We start from the raw sequence: 19847 nt of genomic DNA, 5'->3' as shown, positions 1-19847 counted from the left end.
AGGGCTACAATCGAGGACTACCGCTCCTCATCAGGATGCACCCATTTGTACGGCGTAATCTCCCGCTGCTCGGTCAACTTGATCATCCGAACCGGCGGCTTGTAACGGCGCGTGCCGCAGGACCGGCATCGGAAGGACGGTTCTAGCTTCCAGATCGGCGTATCACGAGCCCTGCGGATAGCATCCAACGGCAAGCTTGCCCTTGTCTTGCATCGGCAGCATTCGATCTCCAGCCAGCCGTAGCCTCCGTTCAGGCATTGGCATATCGTTGGTGACGGCTGGGCCGGGCCGCCGTAGCCTTCCATGCGGACCGACCACGCTTCTGCCTCGGCTCGGTCTGCCGCACGGGCCGCCTTCCTAGCGTTTTGGCGGGCCATTTCGGCGCGCATATCCGCACCCATGATCCGACCGCCCCAGATCACTTCGCGCTTCTTGGTGCTCATCGGTGGCAATTACAGCGCCATCAAAGCCCCTGCGCAATCCACGAGACCTAGCTGCTTATTGGGCCTGTGCCGCTTTAGCTTGGTCAAGCGCTACGCTGCGCTTCTTACCAGCGGTAAATTGGGAGGGCGCACAACACTAGATCGGTGTTGCCTTTGGGTAACCCGTGCTCTGCTCACAAGCGATAAGCTCAGTCGTTTTGGGAGACAGGCATATGGATGTGTATTTGAACACCAGACGTGATCTGCTCGTTGTGAGGAAGGGATCTCCGATACCGTCTATTGCGCTGCCGGGAAAATGGCGCAAGAGCAAGAAACGGGTTATCAAAGTCAGCGAGGAGATTAGGTCATCGCTTCAAAGGCAGGGCTACTACATGCGGAAGCTGAAAGACTTGCATGGTAGCGGAGACTAGCGGAGCGGCGGCTCTCGATAAATGTGCAATCTCTACAGCATCACCACAAACCAGGAAGCCATCCGCGCGCTATTCCGCGTGATGAACCGCTATGTTGGTAATCTGCCGCCGATGCCGGGCGTGTTTCCCGATTATCTTGCACCGGTCGTGCGCAAGGTCGGGGCCGAGCGCGAACTCGTCCTGATGCGCTGGGGCATGCCGCCACCGCCGCGGACGGGCGGACCGCCGGTGACCAATATCCGCAACACCTCCTCGCCGCATTGGAGGGGCTGGCTGAAGCCGGAAAACCGTTGCCTCGTGCCGTTCAACAGCTTCGCGGAGTATGCGCCCGAGCCGAACCCCGAGACTAAGAAAAAGGACGTCGTCTGGTTCGCAATCAATGACGATCGCCCACTAACCTGCTTCGCTGGCATCTGGACCGAGTTCAAGGGCGATCGTGGTACCAAATCGAAGCCGGTCCCCGGTCCGCATAACGTCTACGGATTTCTTACGACATCGCCGAACGCCATTGTCGAACCGATCCATCCGAAAGCTATGCCGGTGATCCTGTTGAGCGTCGAGGAGCGCGACGTCTGGATGCGCGCGTCCTGGGATGAGGCTAAGGCTCTCCAGCGGCCATTGTCCGATGACGCCATTAGGATCGTCGCCCGCGGTGCTGATAAGGAAGACAAGGCCGCCGCATGAATACGCCACGAGCAATTATTTCTAGCGTTGCGGCTCTGGATGATCCTCGCTTGTCTCAAGCACCAACGTTGACGCGTACAGAAGTCAGGTCCGCTTTGGAGGCAATTAACGGACATCTGCCAGACAGTACGGTACGTCGGCTGAGGGCCAGAAGCAGACACGTAACGCTTCGAGCGAGCGGTCAGCGTTCTTCAGTGGCCATGTCGACGACGGCGCCGCCGAAATATCGAAATAAATTGCAAGACGCTTCTGGGAGAAGGGTTGTTAAACTTTAGCGTTTGTTCGAATGAATCTTTGTAGAAATCACTCGCGCAAAACCAATGCATCATTTGATGCGTTTCTATAGATAATCTGTAAACGTTCGGACCGAATTTTTCGCCTGTGCTCCCCACCGATGACTGGACGGCGGAGCTGGATGGGTGCCACTTTTTCCTGACAAGTGTGGTCCGCACACCTTCATCCCAAGACCGGTGGCGAGCGGAATCAAGAGAGGCGTTTGAAGTTGCTGCGTTAGTGTCACGGGGGATCGCGATGATGAGACGAGCAATCCTGGCTTTTGCAGCATTGATTGCGCTCAGCCAGACTGCCACGGCTGGTGTCTCCTGCGCCGTTGTACGTTTCTATGTCGCCATACTCGGAAGCAGCCGCTGAGAAGTGGGCACGAAGTCACGGCGCCAGCGATGCCGAAATCGAAACGGCGCGTCGTTGTCTGCATCCCAGGCCTAACGTGCAGACTGCAAGCTCGGTCGCGAGGTCACAGGTGCCCGCTCCTGTAACCCAGCAGGAGCGCGCCCGGCCCGAACCAGATGAACGCAATCCAGTTCAGGAGGCGTCACACATCGTATCTGTGCAGGATCAGCGCGGCGAACCAGAGAGGGATAGTCATAACAACGAACCACGCGCTGATGGCATCGTCCGCCCGAAGGATATCGAGGATCCCCCCGTCGTGCATGTGAGCCAAGAGGTTAAGGATCTCGTTCCCTCCGTTAGAAAGACCAGCACGTTGCGTCCACGCTATGTGCGCTCTACGCATCGCGCCCACAGTAGGGGAGTGGCGGTCCATTTGGCATGGTTCAAACGACTCTGGGATCACGTAGCTGGGCGGCGCCGATCCAGTATCGCTTTTTTTTCATTACCTCGATCGGGATCGTACAAGTTGCGGCGTCATCTCAGCGGGACCTTACCGGGCCACAGGGCAGGGTGAACTGCATCGCCGGATGTTTCCGGTTCCTCCCTTGACCCAATGCCTTTAAAGTGGACAGGGTCCGTCATTTTCAACGACCTTGGTCGGTGCGGTTGGCATGCCCGCTTCGGGTCAAACTCTGCCCTCGTGTACGCGGATTGCCCCACTTCCGGTGTCCGTCTGACAGCCGACGCTCGAATTGTCGTGCGATTGGACGGCTCAGGGCCAACACCAGACAACAGCTAATTGCGGTGTAAGTGGCTTGATTACCCATCGCGATTAGGTTTTGGACCGGCCATGCGCAAAAGCCGGAAGTTTCAAGGGTTACTTAGCGGCATCACGCCAGGGCGATTGCCGCGGCCCGCTCCGGCTTTTGAGCGCGTGGCCGTGCTTGAACTCAACATGGTCTCCATACAAAGTGTTTGAGGCGTTTTCTCCGTTTATTGCGGATTTCAAATGGACGAACAAAAAATACGGCAAGCCCTTGCAATGTTCCCAGGAGCCCGCCGGGCCGCCGATGGCGTAATTCTTGATGGTGAGGATGGATCTTTTTACATAACCGACTTCGGTCCGAAAGATGAGGACCTCAGTTTTGAAGAAGGACTCTTCGTGCCTTTTTGTTCGAAGACCGAGATTTTGAGGCTGCGAGCACTCAAGAGCGCTAATGATTGTTTGCTTCGCGTTAGAGCAAATGCCATCGCCGATTCAGCGCGCATGACCAGGGTGATGTCTGCACGCCGAAAGCTATTCGAGGCTGGTGGTCGTGAATGGACCCTTACGAGTTACTATCATCGCTTTAATGCACCGGCCAAACGTTACATCCGTTTACTCCCGCGTCGCGACCGCCATATCGCGATGTCGGTCCCATTTGGGTTCGCGCCAGTTGACGAAGCAAACGCCATTTGCGTCAGAACACTCTTAGGTGACGTAATCATCCTGTCAGAAGCACTGAGAGAGTTCTATTATTTCATGACAATTTGCATTCACGGGGAGAAGCATGGCATTGAACTCAGTGATCAGATCCTAGCCGGATGCATTGCAGTTCGCATCATGAACGGAAGCGAGGCGCTCGACTTTGATATCGATCCTCGAGGATTTCTCCCTCCTCGAACGGAAGCTCGTATCCGTCAGTTTGTAGACGCAATGATCGAGTTCACATTCGGCCACGAGCTAGCGCACCTTCTGCTGGGACACCTTGCTTCCAATTCTCCGAGTGCCTCGGTTCAAGATGCAGAGTTTCGGACATATGCTCACGAGGAAGAGTACGCGGCTGACTTACATGCCATCAAGAATGTAACCTCCAAGAAACAACGCGAGGCCCTAGCGGTAGCTGCTTTTAACGTGTTTGCTTATTTACATTTTTTTGAGCTTGTGGGGGCGGCTCGATCTGAGGTCAAGATGTTCTCAGTTTCCAGCACCCATCCGTCCCCTATCAAACGTCTTGAGAATCTCAAGTCTCAGATGCCGACTAGATTGGACACACCTGATCAAGTAACAGACGTACTGACGCAATATCGAGACGTTCTGCTGCAATTTCTCTCACGTAGCGGCCGGCAGGATCTTTTGACGTTTTACGGCTCTCTATACCTCCCTGGTCTGCGCGGCGAGGTAAGACAAGATAGAATAGACTTCTGAGCAGCGGGATCAGGTGCGACACTGTTCGTTGCCGCCAAGCCAAGCTCCGCAACCAATCCGAGAGCCAATGATCCGGTGCAGAAAACGGATCGTGGTCTCTGGGGTCAACGGGTCCGATATGGGTCAAAGGCGAAGTCGTGGGCTGGTCTGCGCCACTTCCGCTGGACATTCAAAAGGCGACATTAATGGCGCGTTGGCGGGGCTTCGATAACTTGACTGATGTCGGGCTCCTCAAGCCCGTCAGCACTGACGCACTCGCACGGCATGCCCGCCCCACACTGGCAACCCAGCTCGTCGCTCCAAGCCCGCTTGGGATGATTTTCGCATACCCATCCCAATCCGAAACAGGTGAGGCAATCAGGATTGATCTTTCCGAGAAAGTCCTTTGAACGAACTGGCACGCAGTAAGCCTTCCGATGTGATGTCTCGGTACTCAACGTCGGCAAAGAATTTCGGTTCTACCCATGTCGCCTTCGGCTTCCTGATCGATCTAGTAAGTTTCGACTTCGGGCTAACCACCGTGTCGAGTTGCTTCCTGATCTGGCTTGATACAGTGCGCGACCAGCCTGTCCCGACCTTGCCAAGGTAAACTAGTTCGTTGCCTTCCTTCTTGCCGAGATAGAGCGCCGCGACGCCGCTAGGGTCTTTGACGAACCCGATGACCGGAAACTTGCCCTTGTGAACCGCCTTGATCTTCAGCCAGTTCTCATTTCGCTCCGACCGATACGGGGCGTCCGCCCGCTTAGAGATAATGCCCTCCCAATTCAGCTTCGCGGCATGCTCAAACATCTTCTGACCGTCTCCGACGAGATGTTCGGAAAACAGTACGGGCAGTTCGATGTCATTTTCGCCGAGCAGGTCTAACAAGAGTTGTTTGCGTTCGATCTGCGGCAGCCCTCGAAGGTCTCCGTTGCGCCAGAGAAGATCGAATGCGTAGAAAACCAGTCGATCCTGTCTGCCTGCGGCCAGTTCGGCTTGAAGTTCGGAAAAGTTGGCGCGGCCCTCGTGGACTACAACCACTTCTCCATCGATGATTGCTTGGCCGGGAATGTCGAGAGCGCCAGCGATTGTGGAGAAGCGCTTAGTCCAGTCCAGCCCGGTGCGGGTGTACACCTTCTTCTGACCGCTGTTTACGTGAACTTGCAAGCGGTAGCCGTCGAACTTGATTTCATGAAGCCATTGGTCGCCCTTTGGCGCCTTGGGCTTCGGGGTGGCAAGCTGGGGCTTAATGAACCCCGGCATCTCGGTCCGCTTTGACACTCGGGAAACTCACAAAATAAAGGCCCGCCGCACCTTGGAGGGCGACGGCGAGCATTTTACTTACTTCCTGAAATTCCCGAACAATCAGGGGACGTGATCACTCATGTCACTACCGCTACTATAAAAATGGCTTCGGAAGGACATCGACCATCCACTCTGGGGGCGTTCTAGCGCACAACCGGTAAGGCTCCGAATCGAGCTTATGATTTCTGCTTCGCGTCCAAAAACCGACATACGCGTCAATGAGTACGCGCCAGTGATCCACGAAGCGAATTGACTCGATTTCTTTCGCTTCCACTAATGCAAGCTCCAGGTCGCCCTAAAGCACTAACCGGTAGAGCCCCGGCTTAGAGTACTGATACAGACGTTGATGCTTCTCCCCACTCATCCTCAATTGCCCAAGGGCGAAGGCTAGGCTGCCAGCAGGGACCACTTGCCCCTAGTGCTCCAAGTGACCTAGAAGCCCGATCACCTCACACCGGATCAACTACAAGGGTTACGCGGGCAAAAGGGCTAGGTCAGGGCTCAATGCCTCACCCTGATCTTTCTTGCCTCACATTAGGGCTCGATGGACCATCGCAAGCATCACCACCATTGCAATCCACAGATACCTCGTGCCGTGGTCTAGCGCTGGCGACCTAGAGGCGAGGGACAGGAAGCAGTAACTTGATGCCCAGCCATCAAGCCCTGTGATGATGTTGGTGGTCGATAACCTGTCCAAGGGTGTTACCTTACAAAGCTCAGGAAGGAACATTTGGCAGGGACAAACCCTCGAAGCCGCCAAAGCCGAGGTCAAATATCGAGGGCCGAACGGGGAAACCTGATCTGGTGTTGGCGCCATGGCTCAATGGCCATTACGGCTCTTCGAGAGAAACGTCTCCATCGAAGGCTAGAGCTAGTCCAATTCCACCCATCTCACTGGACGCGCCATCGTCGCGAGGCCAAGGCTCCGAGCGTCGTTCTGCCACATCGTGACCTTAAGCTGCCGCCACAAGAAGGGCGTACGTCGTCGATCGCCATTCGCGTCAGTAGAAAGCTTTAAGATGTTCAGGGAGTGGCGAAGCCCGCGTCGGAAAGTTTGTATCAATAAAAAGCCCGCATGAAGCGGGCGAGTCGTCAGCATATTGCAAGTGTCTGGTTAAGGCGACCTTCCAAAGTCATACACGCCGATATACCTCGTTGCTGCTGCTACCGAGAGATTCGCACTGGTAAAACATTTTATGCCTTTGGTTTATCCTGCACGACATAATCGTATACTGCATCTGATTTCAGAAACTGTATTAGGGCTTGCCTGGTCAGGCTGTGCGGATGGGGCTCAGGTGTCGCCGGTAAATTCCTAGTGGCGAACTTGTGGATGCGGGTGACAAACCGATTTGCGAAATCTCCAACTTTGCCAGACCATGCCTTAATAACCGCCGGAATCCTTTCGGTGAGAAGGACATAGATCGCGGCAAATACAAACGCGAAGGATATGTAAATTATCCCGGCGAAGAGGCTTTCGACGCTAACCGGTTTGCCCGCAAGCCATGTCGCAAAGGGGGCGGCACTGGAAATCCCGGCGAGGCCAGCAATGAATTTTATCCAGCTCCAAAAAGCGATTTTTCCAGCCAATGAGACGTAGCGGGGCGTCGCGGCTGAGCCGGAGAGGATTCCGAAAACGTAGGTCAGCAGCTGAGGAACGATCGCAAGTGCGAGACCAAAAAGAAGGAGATTGACCTCATCATCGAGACTGATGAGCATCTTGTAGATGTGCTTGCACGTGTCTTCATATGACCCGCATACCTCGGTCAGGCGGACGTTGCTGCTTTCTGCAGCGAAGCCGATGCATACGAAGAAAACGAAGAACAATGTGTTGATGTACCAAATGATCGCGATCTGGTGGGCGTGGTCTCTTGCCAGGACGGCAATGGAGAGCGCCATGAATCCTAGGAAGGAAAACCACTGAAAAGTCTCAACAAAATCTAGATCGAAAGACATAGCCTGCTGCCCTCCACATGGTCTCAGTAAGCCATGAATGGGTCGGAGTGTAAATTTGGTGCTTGCCACCTGATATATACCCCTACCGCCTCAAGCTTCACTCAACCCGCGCGACGTGCGGGATGAACAATTCGAGGAAATCTGGAAGGCGTGTCGGAGCCGTGGTCTGCGACCAACTCAAAGGACCTGGCGAAGCCGATGTCATGAAGCTAGTCGTTGAGCTCGTGCTCTGGCCGAAGCACATGAGAGTCGATTAGCTTTTGTTGGTTGGCTTGAGTCGAATACCCGATCTAAAAGGTCCGCGAGGTGCCGGCGGGGATCTTGGTGGCAACACATCGGGTGCGCCATGAGGCTTTGATGGGGTAGGCGGGGGTGGCTCTTCTTTGTCGACTTCGAATTTCGTCTCTCCTGCGTCGATGCCCTTCCTTGCCTTTTTGTAGGCCCAATCCGGAATCTGCGGACTGTTGGCGTTCAACTTGTCCTTTTCATCGATTAGCGTCCGGAGCCTGGCGGTCAAAAATTCTTCAGACTCCCCTTGCCAGCATACAATCGAGTGAAAGAATCGAGCATCATTGTTGAGCTTGTCGTAGCCGTGGGCGACGGACAGGTGTGCGGCCTCCCGGTCGTTTGGATTTAGGAAGGTCGTGACGCCCGAGAGTATGGCAACGAAGATTGCCAAGGCGCCAGCGAGGTATCCTATCCAAGGCTGCTGCTCTGCCAGCTTAGTGAAAGCTGTGGCGCCAACGAGGCCTGAAATAACGACTGAGGGCAAACCGAGCCAAAGGTGGCCCTTCCTCCACCGGGCTGCTGCGCAGTGGTGACCCTTCATGGAATAGAGGGTGGACTCCTCCAGGCGCTTAGCTTCGTCGATGATCTTGCTATGGGCCAGTGAGGCGGGCCGCTCGCCAGTGGACTCAGCCATAAGCGGGGAAGTGATTGGGCATGATCTTTCTCCACTGGGCAATAGCGCTTATCGGGTCTCCGGCGGCGGCATATTTCTCGGCCTTTACAGCTTGCTTGAAGCCAGTCTGAAGCCGGTCGATGACTTCGTGAACTTTTTCTTGTGAGTTCAAATATCTGCCGATGTCATCGCCGAATCCTGCCGGGTCGAGATTCTGTTCTGTGACCCTGGCCTGCGCTCGGTCGAAGAAGAAACGAATCCCCGAGGGATAATCCGTGATCGTGACGTTTTGGAAGACCTCTAGTGCTAATACCTCGATGTGGAATGAGCGGAGCAAATAGCTGTGGCTCTTATTCCAGCTCTTCAGCATCTTGATGATCGGCACGAGGTTTCCTTTGTGAGCCTTGTTCGCCGTCGCCATTATCTCGACGTGCTTTTTGGGGTCGGTTTCAAGCCACTGGTTGTTATTGGCGTTAGCAATGATGTAGCCGCCGCCAAGACGCTGGAAGCCCACCACCACGTCCACGACGAAGTCGCTGAAGCGAATAGTCACGGCCTGGCCGTTGCGTGAGATGTCTGGCGTGGAAGTGTAGGTCTTGAGGAGCGTGCGCCTCATGTAGTCGAGCAGACCGCGCTGCCCGCCATTTTGTCCGTTGTAGTGCCGATAATAAGAGGGATCGAGCGCGACGAAGATATCCACGTCCGCTTCTTTGAGCGGTGAAATCATCGTGGAGCGGATGTAGGACCCAGTGAGGAAGTCCTCAATGATCTTGAAGCCGTCGGCAATCGTTGCGCGTACACCTTGCTGACGCGTCGAAACCGTCGTCGCCTGGGGGAAGGTTATCTCTAGGTTGGACCGGAGCTTGGCGAAGCTCTCAGGGACCGTAAATGGCATGATGAAACCGGATGATGAACCTCGGAAGTATAGCGTCGGTTGGGGCGCAACCAAGGGCTGAAGAGACTTATCCCGCCTTGACTCAATGTTCCTGATTTGTGCTAACAGCGGCTCACCGTCAGTGGGCCATGGACTTGATCACATCCGCAATGAAATCGAGCACATGCGCGTCCAGTTGGGCCGCCAGCGCAAGCAAATCCTGCAGCGCCAAAAAGCAGGAATCTCAACGACTTCCGCTGAAGCGCTGCTGCAGAGGATGGACAAAATAGACGGTCTAGCACGTCCAGGCCATTACGGTCGCCATCGATCAGTAGGCGCAAATCGCGCTGGGCAACCGCGAATACTTCCTCAACAAGCCGTACAGCATTGGTGGTAGCAGGAAGGATCACGTCCCCTGATTGTGGTCCGCCTCATTTGAGGATCCAATACCGCTTCCGAGTGGCCGGCGCCTCCTCACCTTGAGGGATGCCGCCAGTTACATCGCGAAGCTGCCCGAGGCTGAACATTCCGCGCCGGAATGGCAGGCAGCGATGGAGGCGCTAATCCTCGTTGTTGAAAGCGGCGGCCCGACGATGTTGGCCCGAATCGGCGTAATGCGAGCGTTGAACCGTCACGTCGAACGGGTTTTTAATCCCGATCGCAAAAGTCATCATTGGGGCAAGCGAAAGCTGAAGAGAGACCAATGACTGTTTTTGTCTACGTCAACACTAGCAAGCAGGTTGGCGATGCCGAGCACATCAAGGTGTTCGCAAACCAAGATGCCGCGGAGAAATGGTTCGAGGAGAACGACCCGGAGGGCGTGGCCTTTGAGTACGAGGTTCTGGAATAGCCGCCTCACCTTGGACATTCCCCAGTCCCCTGTGCCACACTACAAGCAAGGGGATTGGGGAATCGAAAATGCACGCTGCAAGATTGCTGTTGCTGGTTCTGGCGGTTGCGCTGACCGGATGCCTTGGTATGTCGGAGGCGGAGATTGCCGCCAAGAAAGCCGAATTCGCAGCCAAGGACGACGAAGTCTGCAAAGGCTACGGCGCGAAGCCTGGAACAGATATCTACATTCAATGCCGCATTGCTCAACAAAAAGCGCGTGACGACTCCGACAACGCAGCGATGATGTCTCGACCGATCGTCGTAGATAACACGATCACTTCGGCCCCCAGCACCCCAATGCTGCAACCTATTGCCCCGCCAACCAGATGCCAATCGATGAACGTTGGCATGGGACGGGTGCACACCTACTGCAACTAATGAACTGCATCGGCCGCCGGGGCTGTGAAATGCTAAAGCAACTTCGGGCTAAGGTCAGGCCCGACATCCGCCAAGCCATAGACGGCTTTGCCGTGTTCTTCGCGATGACCCTTTTCTTCTGCCTGCTCAACTCTGCTTATGACGGCATCGTCAACCGAAACCGCCAGTTTGACCCGCAGCGGTGGTGGTACCCGATCTATCAGCTAATCCACCCGCAAGCGAATTAGAACCGCACCCAAAAGACAGCCCTTGCACCGAGGTCGGTTCAGAGATGGGATGGCCTGCGAGCAGACCGATCGGGAGTAAAGCTCATGGTCAATGCGCTTGTCATCCGCCGCAATACGCAACTGGCAAAGACCCAGAAGGCACTTCGCGCGGCTCAGTACGTTCGAATGTCCACCGACCTGCAGCGCTATTCGATACAGAACCAGGCTGCGGCCATCGCAGCGTACGCTCAGCAACGGAACCTCACCATCGTTCGGACGTACGTCGACGAAGGACGCAGCGGAGTCAGGATCAACGGGCGGGCGGGCCTGATCGAATTGATCGAGGATGTTCAATCAGGAAACACGGATTTTGATCACGTGCTGGTTTACGATGTCAGCCGGTGGGGACGGTTCCAGGATGTTGATGAGAGCGCACATTACGAGTTTATCTGCAAGCGCAACGGCATCAAGGTTGCCTATTGCGCTGAACAGTTCGACAACGATGGAAGCCTGCTGTCGAGCATCGTAAAGAACATCAAGCGTGTCATGGCGGCTGAGTATAGCCGAGAGCTTGGCGTGAAGGTGCACGCCGGTCACTGCCGGATAGCGGGCCTCGGCTATCGCGTGGGTGGCCCGCTCACGTTCGGACTCCACAGGGAGATGGTCGATGAGAAGCAACGTTCGAAAGGTAAGTTGGCGACGGGGGAATGCAAGGCTCTGAAAACGGACCGTGTGCGGCTCCGGCTAGGGTCTGAAGAAGAAGTCGCGGTCGTCAGATGGATCTTTCAGCAATTCGTTGTCGAGCGGAAAACGTACGTTGAGATTGCACGACAGCTCAATCGAGTGAACGTGGCCAATCATCATGGGCGTCCTTGGACCGACATCATGATCCAGGCGATTCTCAAGAACGAGAACTATGTCGGGAATCTGGTCTACAACCGTACATCCCGCCGCCTTGGACAGAAGCTGGTAAACAATCCTCAACACCTGTGGGTTCGGAGCGCGGCGGCGGTTGACCCGATGATCGACCAAGACCTCTTCGCACGTGCCCAAAAAATCATGGCTGAGCAATATATCTCCATCCCAGAAGACGAAATGTTGCGCCGGCTGCGACTTACGCTCGCTCGCAAGGGAAAGCTTAGCGATGGCATCATCCGCAATACGGCCGGACTTCCTTCTCCCCAATGTTACGTCAAGCATTTTGGCTCGATAAGAAAAGCCTATGCGCTCATTGGCTATAAGGCCTCACGGGACTGCGCTTGGTATGATGCGCGGCAGCATTGGGCCGATGTATTGTCAAAACTGGCGGCGCAGGTCGCGGAGGCGCTAAGGACCGAACTTGGACTTCAACTGCATCTTAGAGAGGACGGTCCAAGCCTGGCACTGAACGGAACGCGCAACATCATCTCATTTCGCGTGGCGCGGCAACCGCCAAGGAAGAGCGCAAGCCGCACATCACAATGGCGAGCCCATCTGAGGAAGATGCGATCAGAGCTGTTTATTGTCCCGCGACTGAACGATGCCAACAAGCTAATCCAAGACTATGTGATCGTGCCCAAATCAGACAATGCCAAGCCATATCTGACGCTTTCGGATGCTTCTTTGGCCCGTCACAGGGCGGTTCGCGTCGAGACCTTGGATGAACTGATCGCAGAGGTCAAAGCGAGGTTCATATCGTCCGGCCATGTCGCGCCAGCCAAGCCAACGCCACAGAACAAGCAAAAGAAACCAAGCCAGCTCAAAAAACAAGAACGGTCGCGCACTGCGCTGAAAGACCGGCCCAACTTTAGGGGTCACGTACGCGAGAGCCGAACGGCGCGGGCCTAAAGCCATTGCTCCATGCTTCGCCTCAATCACCATCAACGTCACCTCAAGGCCGAAGCTCAAGCCATGCGCTCAAGGTGGTTACCTGAAGGCTAGAGCCCAGAGCAGCGACTCAAGGCCTTCCGACAAGCAATGTGATGATGTTTAGATGGTTGATAACCTGTCCAGGGGTGCGGCTCGGGCCATCAAGGAGCGGCATCATGCGGTCGCTGATCTTGATCCAACGTCTATATGGGTGCGACTGGTCGTATCCGAGGTACCTGGAGCCTCGCCAGAGCCCCGACTTTAAGCCATTCCCCCAAGCAGTGGTGAGGATTGGTGGTCGATACCTGCAAGCGGAGCTGGCTCGACGAAAGGAGCGCCAAGTTCGCCCTGAGGGCATATCGTGCGCAGTCGGGAACGTGCCCGCATGCGCCTGCGAGTTTGCCGAACTGTTGCATTTTTGCCCTTGTCTGAAGGTTGTCCCCAGGGAAAAATACTACCCGCTGCAGGGGGAAATTTCATGTCGAAGCTTTTTCCAATCGGCCTTTTGGCCGTGAGTGCTATTGCTTTGTCTGCGTGTGCCGGGGTTCCAGAGCTGGACATCCGAAGTCCGGTCACCGTTGCAAACATAATCGATCGCATCCAGTGTGAAGCCTACCGGGGCACACTTCACAATCCTAGGCTTCGCACCGGCCGATGGGTTGGAGCTGCCGATCTCTACCTTCAGGTCGATGATAGTGGTGGCTTCACGCCATCTCTGACGTATGTCGCACCGCTGGCCGAAGCAGGAACCCAGTGGACCATAGGTGCCTCAGGCACGGTGAAGCGCGCACGTCAAAGGGTCTACAATGAATCCATTACGTTCGAGATGGCGAATCTGAATGGGAATTCCTGCGACAAGGTCGTTTCGCAGTATGATCTTGCGGGCGACCTCGGAATTGAGGAGACGCTTTACATAGCTGCCCATTCGTTTGACGGACAAGACCGGGTCAAGTTCGCGGAAAAAGAGGCCGTCGGACAAACTATTCAGTTCGTTCTGACTAAGAACATTTCGGGAGGGCCAACTTGGACTCTTAAGCACTTTATCGGTGCGGGGCCGATTGCCGCCGCCGAGCGTATCGACACTCACAAACTCATTGTATCATTCGCTCCTGGTGCGGTCGTAAACACAGTGGTGACCGAAAAAGGGGAGACTAAAAAGGTAGTCACAGGCGGTGGAGGGTTCGGGGCTGCCCTGGGAAACAATCAGAAGCTATTGCTCCAGTCGCTTCCAGCATTCCAGCCACTCCGCTAACGCACCTTATGCGGTGGCCATTTTTGCTACATGGATTACGTAAGCACGGCGCAACACGCTCCCACTAAGCCGGGCCGCTAAGTAATCTCAATGCACAAGCTCTCTGGGCAACACCATCACGATGTTGATCTCGCGGTCCAAAATCCTTGAAGCAATGAGAGATGAGGATCGATAGTCGAACCCTGCCTACGGTCGAGGTACGCTGTTCGTGGCTTCCGCACGATTGCCATAAGCCCGCCAAACAAGGATATGCCTCGTCGTGCTAAGCAGGCGTCGAAGCAACGCTAGCTCTTGATTCTGCAACTGCAGGAGCAGCAGCTCAGCCCATTGAGCCGCCTGCTAACCGGAATAGGTGTTGAATCTGCCGTGCTTCACGCCGCGAATGTACCCGCGCGAAACCTGCGCTTCCATCTCCCGCTCAAGAAATTCGTTCGCAATCAACAGCCGCCTTCACGGCTTCGCGGGCGTCACCGCCGCAAGCTGCGATTGCTTGATCGGCGGCAGCTTCTAGCGCTTGCGCGTCTGACTGAAGTGTTGGGGCGGCAGCGGCAGGCATCCCTCAATCCCATACACGCAAGAGGCTATGCAAAGTTCTCACTATGTTCTAAACAAGTCAAGGTGAGGGGGAAGCAAAAATGCGCGCTTGGGCGGTCGTCTTTTATATCGGTCTGTGGATGAGCTTCGCGTCGTCGGCCGACGCACTGACGCTCGAAGAGGCCACCGCAGCGGAACGCCGCGACGACTGTCCAACCGCGCTTCGGATATACCGGGAGCTTGCCGCGCAGACCGTTGTGCAGGCATTCTCAAGATTAGGTTACTTCAACAGCATCGGCTATTGCGTAAAACGTGACTGGCTTGAGGCTGCGAATTGGTACGGCAAAGCAGCCGACGCGGGAGATCAAGATGCAGTGGCTTCGCTGAGCCATATTGGCCGAAATTGGCGATTCATGTATCGCGGCCAGCCCCTGGCACCGAATGTGTACGCTCTTGTTGAGAAGGCAGCGAAAAAAGGCAGTGCTGTCGCGCAATTCAGTCTTGGTGTCATGAACTACCCAATTGGTGATGCAACCTTCGACCCGACAGGGCCCAACTCAGGCGTCACCGGTAATTTGCCTGAAGCTATCGCTTGGTTTCAAAGAGGCGCCGATCAAGGCGACTTCGACTCGTTAGTAACGCTAGCGGCGGCCTACACGGATGGCATCGGAGTTCCGCAAGACTACGTTGAAGCACACAAGCTCCTAAACGTCGCTGCCCCACGGGTCAAATACGCGGACATGCGCAACGACATCATAAAGCGACGCGATGAATTGGCCGCAAAGATGACAACGGCGCAAATAGCTGAGGCGCAGAAGCTCGCGCGTGAATGGAAGCCGACACGTTGAGCTTGAGGAATCTCGTGGCTACCCTTGCGCTGATCGCCTCATGCAGCATAAGCCCTTGCGCCGCAATCGACGGACAGGCCAGTATCGTTAACGGCGACACGCTCGAATTTCACGGCACGCGCATTCGGCTATGGGGCATTGACGCGCCTGAAAGCTCGCAGCTCTGCCGGGGTGAGGACAGCTTGCCTTATCGTTGCGGAGCGAACGCGGCGAACGAACTGGACGCCTTCATAGCGGGGAGGGCGGTTAGCTGTGAGGCGGTTGGGCGTGATGTCTATGGGCGCACCGTCGCAACGTGCTCAGTGGAGGCGATCGATTTGGGCGCGTGGCTTGTGCGGAACGGGCTCGCGCTGGACTGGCCTAAATACTCCAAAGGGCAGTACGAAGAGCACAGTGTGAAGCCGAGCACGCCGGGCGTGGCATATGGGCGGCGAGCTACGTCGCGCCTTGGCTGTACCGCGCTTGCATCAATCAAGGCGGAAAGCCTGGTGACTGCTCGGACGATGCGAATGACCATCCACCAAAAGCGCATTGTGGTTAGTTGCGGAGGGAGAGGTGATGCGTGGCTGTCGCGTTATAGAAATCGCGCTGCTTTTGCCAGTATTCGCGTCGACCGCAGTGGCAGATGACTACAAAGTATATGTAGATCGCTGCCAGAGTATCAAAGCGCCGAAAGCAAAAATCGAGCGGTGCTTAGCACTTATGGAGAACGGCAAACTGTCGAAAGCCATTTTTCCTGGCATTTATTCAGAAATTGCGTTCGCATGGTCCGAGCTGGACGACTTTGATCGAGCTGCCGAGTACACTCGCGCGCAAATAAGAATCACGCTCGAGAACATGAAGGCGGAGTTCTCCTCCGGCAAACTCTCAGCGATTGGGCGTCAAGTGTGGCCGAGGCAGATGTCCCATAGCTATAATAGGCTAGGGCAATATCTCTCGTTGGCTAGACTAAAAGAGTCAGATGGCAGCTCAGAGAAGGCGCTCAACTATGCGAAGGCCGAGCTTAGCAGCTACAATGCCGCGATCTCGTACGATCGTGAAAACCACGCGGCTTACTCGGCGCGAGCTGAGGTCCAAAGTCTGCTATGCAACGACTTTCAGGCAACTATGGATATGGAAGCGGCTCTTCGGATTGCCCGCGCCCGTGATGATGATCGCGCCTACAGAGAGAACAAATCAAAGGTGCTCCCGCGATGTGTGCCCGGGTGGCGATCAAGGTGACTCAGGTTGGCGCGCGGGTGGTGAGGCGATTCGACCAGCTAACCAAGGAAGGAACGAAATGATTGACCGTAAATTGGCCCGGACGCTCGAAAAGGCCGTCGCCTACTATCTGTACATAGCCTCTAAGGATGTACCAGACGATGACGCGTGTTTGTATCGTGCGGCCGCGTTGCGCTTGATCAAAAAGCCCGTGGACGAGGCGCTTCTTCGCGAAGCCGCCAAAGGGAAGTCAAATGACGATCCGTTGTACAGCAACACGCTGTGCAGCGCGGACGTTCCAGCGCTCGAAGATGTGTGGGGCGACTTTCACCGAAAGGCAAAGAGCGCGTAAACGCCGGTCACGCCTTGTCGTTGTGGTCGCGCATTCGGTTTGTGCAGGCAGGCATCAATTCTCACGCGGTAGCTCCGCGATGGCCCGACGAAGGCTGATCTCTATGCACCGCTCGCAGATCAGCTCGCCGTGGCCAGCCGGTGGCGCAAGAATGACCAGCTCTTCTGGTGCGAACTCTTCTTCGCAGTGATCGCAGCGGAAGCTTTTGAGCATCCCGCATTTGCGCTGGCACTTGTGGCGGAATTCGGTAATCTCATGAGTTAGATCGCGACGGGATTTGAGACGGGGGAGCCGTAGGCAGTGGTTGAGCGGGTTAGCGGTCGAAAACTGTTTCACCTCACCGAAACAAAACCATACAAGCAAGCGTTGGGGCTCGCCCAGATCACAAGATCGGCGAGGGCTTCACGCCGTTCTTTGGCTTTTACGAGGGCTCGCGCACTTACCCCGTGACGGTCGAAAACGGCAGCACCGTACAAGTCCCCGCGGTGAAGTTCTTGAAACAGGTGCAAGCCGGAAACATCAACTGCCCGACCTTGCCGACGGTCGCAGCCGAAGTCGCTCAGCACTACGTGATGCTTTGCCGTGAGCTAATCATGGAAGAGATCAGGCTGGCAGAGTTCAAGGGCGAACCGCCATCGCGCCAGCGCTGCCTATTTGCCTGCGAAACGGTCGAAGAGGCTCGGTACTGGAAACAGCTTGTCGGGCCTGGCAGTACGATTTGCGAGTTGACCTGCACGGGTACAATTCACCGTGTGGACGCCAGTCTCTTGCTCGGCGACAGCGAACCACTTTCGGTCACGCGGGAACGGGCTCGAAACTACTGGCGGGGCGAGGCGGGCGAGAGCCCGCAATGGGAGACGTTATTCGTGGGCGAGGCCAAAGTAACAGCCATCGGGCTCTGAGGCCCGCCACCCACGTTTTCGAGCACTCTCGTGGAGTGGCGCGTGGAGAATAGCTAGAGCTCTAAAAGTCGTAGTAATTTCAATGCAGATAGGAGGACACCCCTTCCGCTGCAGCATTGAGGTAATTGGAATCGATTTTATCTCGGACGTATTCGGCCCCGGCACCCCTCACTAACTTGCGCCGATTTCTTACGCTTCCACTAATGCAGCTCTAGGTCCGCCCTCAAGCCTTCCTCGAAGAGCAATCGCTGAGTTCGGCTCAGAGGGATAGTGCGGACCTTCTCCATCATCACCCACACCCAATGCCTAAAGGAGTGCCGAGCGTCTCCTGAGCTTTAGTGCTCAAAGTGACCTAGATACCTACCACCACACACCGGGCCAACTTCGAGGGTCACGTAAGCGAGAACCCAACGGCGTGAGCCCAATGTCATGAACCCAATGCCACGGCTCCATGCATGTGCACGAGGGTGAGGGAGAGGGGGCTGTAGACCGAGTGCTCCACCCAATGGTCACGGCTCAATGGCCCAACCTCAATGCGGGGACTTCAAGGACAGTGCCTCAAGGCGGTAACCTCAAGGCTGGTGCAAGCCGCCGGCCTCAATGCTCCTCCCATCAACTCTGTGATGATGGTGGTCGATCAACGGGCAAGTTTATGGAAGGGCATCGCCGCCAGCTAATCGGTCTCTCACGCCAATCAACGCAGAGAAGTTTGCGGAGAACATCCCCGCGCTTTCCACAGCCCATTTGGCACAGCCATACGTCATGAAGCCGTACGGGAACATGAACTTGGACTGATAGCCTGCGCTAATTGAAACTCGCGCCTTAAGCTCCTTAATCCACTTGCCATCATGCACATCAGTCTCATGGTCCCACGCCGGCTTGAAATGCATGAAGGCGTTTCGGAAGCGGACAAGCAGGCTGGCGTTCTGCCATGGAAGGGCTCCTAATGCTGGCGCTTTGTCCAGCAGAAGGGCTAGCTTACGGTACCTCTCCATCGCATTTCCGGAGTAGTCGCCCTTCAAGTCACGCAAGAGAGCCTGATGCCCTGCCGCTAGCGACAGTCGTGCCGATCCATCGAGGATGTCCTGTACTATCTCATTGCAGTTCGCTTCGAGAGCAGCCGCGGCCATCACGATCGCTACAGGAACATGCATCATCATCTGGTCAAACCATGGGCCATGCTGGCTTATATCGTTGAGCTGTTCGACCTCATGAGCACTGCGTGCTTCACGACTAGCCACGCGCAAATGATTGACCGCAAAGTTCGATCTTAAGCTAAGCGTCGCCCGCATTTGCAGCGGTCCCAGAGTTGTCATTCCGTCCCTCCTTCATTGGCGGTCACTTGTGGTACGCGCCACGCCAATCCTGACAAGTCCACCGGAGCCTCTATCTGTGCCGTCGCTTTGGCGAGCGGGCCGAACGCCCGTCCTTGTTGGCCCGGTGTTGAGGATGCTCCTGAGTTCGGGCTTGACTTGGGAAAATCGAGGCACATTTCCAGTTGGAGGGAACGTGGCGTGATAAACATGAATAAGCCAGAGACATTCACGATCGACGCGGTTAGGGAATTGATCGCATCGAAAGATGACAGCCAGCATCGCCAACTTCGTGTGGGGGAAGATGGCCACGTCTACTTGTCCGACGTGATCGGCAACCTTGAACTCGAAGGGGTGCGGTTCGCACTCACAACGTGGCTCCAGGGAAATGACTACGTCGGAGCGCAGGCCGCTCGTGATGAGAAGTGGGTTGGTGACGTGTACAAGGCTATTGACCATCATTGGACGTCAGGCACGAGGGGTGTCACGGACGAGATGTTCTGAACGATAACGGCGACCTAAGCTCTCATCCGATGACGAGGGATCAGATCGCGCGGGCGTTGGGTCAGTCGTTAGGGTCAGCGTTGGGGTACGTCAGTTACCCAGCGCAACAAGTGTAATGATTTCAATGAGTTGAATCTTTCAGGGAAATCTGGCTGGGGAACCTGGATTCGAACCAAGACAAACAGAGTCAGAGTCTGTTGTGCTACCGTTACACCATTCCCCAAGAATTGCTCAATGACATCAACGTGTTAC

General features: G+C 55.7%; 20 protein-coding genes and 1 tRNA gene. 14 read left to right on the top strand and 7 right to left on the bottom strand.

Translation table 11 applies throughout. The features are described from left to right. Positions 1-17: 17 nt before the first annotated feature. Positions 18-443 (bottom strand): hypothetical protein, encoded by a 426-nt coding sequence (locus HCN58_RS15010; protein WP_171580127.1) that lies wholly within the window; start codon positions 441-443, stop codon positions 18-20. Between the two features lie 431 nt (positions 444-874). Here HCN58_RS15010 and HCN58_RS15005 point away from each other — a divergent pair, with 431 nt between their 5' ends. Both HCN58_RS15005 and HCN58_RS15000 read left to right on the top strand, forming a co-directional pair. Beyond that, positions 875-1537: an SOS response-associated peptidase gene (locus tag HCN58_RS15005; RefSeq protein WP_171580126.1), complete on the top strand. Its 663-nt coding sequence runs from the start codon at positions 875-877 to the stop codon at positions 1535-1537. Positions 1538-3176: 1639 nt separating this feature from the next. After that, positions 3177-4355, top strand: a complete 1179-nt coding sequence (locus HCN58_RS15000) for a phage exclusion protein Lit family protein (protein ID WP_171580125.1) — start codon at positions 3177-3179, stop codon at positions 4353-4355. Between the two features lie 357 nt (positions 4356-4712). On the opposite strand, the gene ligD is transcribed toward HCN58_RS15000, so the two are convergent. The 4 genes from ligD to HCN58_RS14980 form a co-directional block, all read right to left on the bottom strand. Beyond that, a complete protein-coding gene (gene ligD / locus HCN58_RS14995; protein ID WP_171580124.1) occupies positions 4713-5597 on the bottom strand; it encodes a non-homologous end-joining DNA ligase in 885 nt (294 codons plus the stop codon). A gap of 1236 nt (positions 5598-6833) precedes the next feature. After that, a complete protein-coding gene (locus HCN58_RS14990) occupies positions 6834-7592 on the bottom strand; it encodes a hypothetical protein (protein ID WP_171580123.1) in 759 nt (252 codons plus the stop codon). 253 nt (positions 7593-7845) lie between these two features. Then, positions 7846-8514 carry an SLATT domain-containing protein gene (locus HCN58_RS14985; RefSeq protein ID WP_171580122.1) on the bottom strand — a complete coding sequence of 223 codons (669 nt, stop codon included), beginning with the start codon at positions 8512-8514 and terminating at the stop codon, positions 7846-7848. Next, the gene (locus HCN58_RS14980; RefSeq protein ID WP_171580121.1) at positions 8507-9388 is read right to left on the bottom strand and encodes an SMODS domain-containing nucleotidyltransferase; all 882 of its coding nucleotides are present in this window, start codon (positions 9386-9388) and stop codon (positions 8507-8509) included. The genes HCN58_RS14985 and HCN58_RS14980 overlap by 8 nt, the downstream gene beginning before the upstream one ends. Positions 9389-9846: 458 nt before the next feature. Here HCN58_RS14980 and HCN58_RS14975 point away from each other — a divergent pair, with 458 nt between their 5' ends. The 11 genes from HCN58_RS14975 (at position 9847) to HCN58_RS14925 (ending at position 17778) form a co-directional block, all read left to right on the top strand. Continuing rightward, complete coding sequence (locus HCN58_RS14975) at positions 9847-10074, top strand: hypothetical protein (RefSeq protein ID WP_311966816.1); 228 nt, start codon at positions 9847-9849, stop codon at positions 10072-10074. Further along, the gene (locus HCN58_RS14970) at positions 10071-10217 is read left to right on the top strand and encodes a hypothetical protein (RefSeq protein WP_171580119.1); all 147 of its coding nucleotides are present in this window, start codon (positions 10071-10073) and stop codon (positions 10215-10217) included. Before HCN58_RS14975 ends, HCN58_RS14970 begins: the two co-directional genes overlap by 4 nt. A gap of 68 nt (positions 10218-10285) precedes the next feature. Next, positions 10286-10636, top strand: a complete 351-nt coding sequence (locus HCN58_RS14965) for a hypothetical protein (RefSeq protein ID WP_171580118.1) — start codon at positions 10286-10288, stop codon at positions 10634-10636. Positions 10637-10665: 29 nt separating this feature from the next. Continuing rightward, entirely contained in the window at positions 10666-10863 is a 198-nt protein-coding gene (locus HCN58_RS14960; RefSeq protein WP_171580117.1) for a hypothetical protein, read from the top strand. Positions 10864-10947: 84 nt separating this feature from the next. Next, a complete protein-coding gene (locus HCN58_RS14955) occupies positions 10948-12669 on the top strand; it encodes a recombinase family protein (RefSeq protein ID WP_171580116.1) in 1722 nt (573 codons plus the stop codon). 499 nt (positions 12670-13168) lie between these two features. Continuing rightward, positions 13169-13942 carry a hypothetical protein gene (locus HCN58_RS14950; RefSeq protein ID WP_171580115.1) on the top strand — a complete coding sequence of 258 codons (774 nt, stop codon included), beginning with the start codon at positions 13169-13171 and terminating at the stop codon, positions 13940-13942. A 635-nt stretch (positions 13943-14577) separates the two neighbouring features. Beyond that, positions 14578-15324, top strand: a complete 747-nt coding sequence (locus tag HCN58_RS14945) for a tetratricopeptide repeat protein (RefSeq protein ID WP_171580114.1) — start codon at positions 14578-14580, stop codon at positions 15322-15324. Continuing rightward, positions 15306-15953: a thermonuclease family protein gene (locus HCN58_RS14940; protein ID WP_311966815.1), complete on the top strand. Its 648-nt coding sequence runs from the start codon at positions 15306-15308 to the stop codon at positions 15951-15953. Before HCN58_RS14945 ends, HCN58_RS14940 begins: the two co-directional genes overlap by 19 nt. Continuing rightward, complete coding sequence (locus tag HCN58_RS14935) at positions 15883-16545, top strand: hypothetical protein (protein ID WP_171580113.1); 663 nt, start codon at positions 15883-15885, stop codon at positions 16543-16545. Before HCN58_RS14940 ends, HCN58_RS14935 begins: the two co-directional genes overlap by 71 nt. 58 nt (positions 16546-16603) lie before the next feature. Next, the gene (locus tag HCN58_RS14930) at positions 16604-16876 is read left to right on the top strand and encodes a hypothetical protein (protein WP_171580112.1); all 273 of its coding nucleotides are present in this window, start codon (positions 16604-16606) and stop codon (positions 16874-16876) included. A 446-nt stretch (positions 16877-17322) separates the two neighbouring features. Next, on the top strand, positions 17323-17778 hold the full coding sequence (locus tag HCN58_RS14925; protein ID WP_171580111.1) for a DUF2441 domain-containing protein: 456 nt from the start codon (positions 17323-17325) through the stop codon (positions 17776-17778). 650 nt (positions 17779-18428) lie between these two features. Here the strand turns inward: HCN58_RS14925 and HCN58_RS14920 are convergent. Continuing rightward, a complete protein-coding gene (locus tag HCN58_RS14920) occupies positions 18429-19094 on the bottom strand; it encodes a hypothetical protein (RefSeq protein WP_171580110.1) in 666 nt (221 codons plus the stop codon). 207 nt (positions 19095-19301) lie between these two features. Between HCN58_RS14920 and HCN58_RS14915 the strand changes: the two genes are divergently transcribed. Beyond that, the gene (locus HCN58_RS14915; protein WP_171580109.1) at positions 19302-19595 is read left to right on the top strand and encodes a hypothetical protein; all 294 of its coding nucleotides are present in this window, start codon (positions 19302-19304) and stop codon (positions 19593-19595) included. A gap of 149 nt (positions 19596-19744) precedes the next feature. On the opposite strand, the gene HCN58_RS14910 is transcribed toward HCN58_RS14915, so the two are convergent. Next, positions 19745-19818 (bottom strand) — tRNA-Gln (locus HCN58_RS14910). Positions 19819-19847: the final 29 nt, after the last annotated feature.

The organism is Bradyrhizobium australiense, assembly GCF_013114825.1.
In the GTDB taxonomy this organism is placed as follows: Bacteria; Pseudomonadota; Alphaproteobacteria; order Rhizobiales; family Xanthobacteraceae; genus Bradyrhizobium; species Bradyrhizobium australiense.
The sequence above is the reverse complement of the archived record's forward strand: the minus strand, read 5'-3'. Positions and strand labels throughout refer to the sequence as shown.